1 protein-coding gene is annotated in these 1,272 nt (G+C 39.4%); it reads left to right on the forward strand.

Annotation, left to right across the window (positions count from 1 at the left end; translation table 11 throughout):
* Positions 1 to 260: 260 nt before the first annotated feature.
* Entirely contained in the window at positions 261 to 590 is a 330-nt protein-coding gene (locus tag ACO0LE_RS20185) for a hypothetical protein (protein ID WP_422962117.1), read from the forward strand.
* Positions 591 to 1,272: the final 682 nt, after the last annotated feature.

A 1,272-nucleotide genomic window follows, 5' to 3' on the forward strand; every position in this document is an offset into this window, starting at 1 on the left:
TCGTTCCGTTACCTGCTTAATCGCTTCTTTTTTAAATTCTTCAGTAAATCGTTTGCCAGACATAAGCACCTCTTCTTTGAACTAGATTATGAGGCTTAAATCTGTATAGTGAAAGCTGGGAAGTTCAGGTCCTGAGTTATCGAACGTCAACTCTTTTCACAGTGACTTGCAGGCGTTCGCGGAGGATTGGCTGGAAGGTAAAAGATTAGACTAAAGTTGTTCGGACTTTACCAAAGTGTGGAACATGAAAAGAGGTAGCAATGCAAACACTCAAAGAGTCTATAAGACTTTCTGCACGTGAAACGTGGGATGATTTCTGGGAACCATTTTATTGGTTCACGTCTGCAAACATACAGCAAAGAGAACCTACAAAGTTAAGGGAGCGGAATCAAACCTCGCCATTGTTGAAAATCGGGGTAACTATCGTTTCAGCTAGTTTAGCAAGTGCATTCATTTTCTTTATTTCGAATACGTTAGGCCAACTCATCGCCTTTCCGACTACATCGATTGCTTTGCCCGCACTTACGGCTATTTGGAGCATCGGGCTCATTAAGATCGTATTAGTCTTATTGGTTCAGAGAAAACTTTGACGTTACGTTCCATAAGGCAGAAAGATTTGTCAGCATCACCCAGTGTTTTCAGGCAAAAACAAAATACTTCAGACAACATCCAATGTGTATTTTTACCTTCGACAAAGGAATTGAAAGAGCTTTATGAAAGTCTTCAACGTACACGCTTACCGCTTCGGCGATAGAGAACGTCATTCATACTTAGTCGGAGTTTACTCAACAAGAACCAGGGCGAAGAGAGCCGCCAAACAAGAAGAAACTGTGCGCGGCGGTGAAATGGACTTCCAATAATTCATTAGACATTGAATGAGTTCAAAGACTAAATGATCTGGCTTCAGCATCTAACAAAGAAGTCTGTCCATAAAAAAGCCGTTTCACAGCCTTCGTACTTACCTTTTGGCTAAAAGTGCTAAGTCATGTTCATCCGAGCCACAAAAGTAGAGTCTTAGTTATTTTGTGAAATTTACACGCAATAAATTTTCGAACTTTATTTAATTTCTGGTTATGACTTTTTCGAACTTTATTATTCCGTTTCGAACTTTATTCCGACGAAACACATAGTCAAAAAAAATCTAAAACTGGACTTCCCCTAATTCAGTAGACATTTAATAATGTCAAAAACTGAGAAGGAAGTACATCATGAGAAAGAGTCGATTCACTGAAGAATTCAAAGCAGAAGCGATTAAACAAGTCACTGAACGTG

Origin of the sequence: Undibacterium sp. Xuan67W, assembly GCF_049340165.1 — a bacterium.
Classification (GTDB): domain Bacteria; phylum Pseudomonadota; class Gammaproteobacteria; order Burkholderiales; family Burkholderiaceae_D; genus Undibacterium.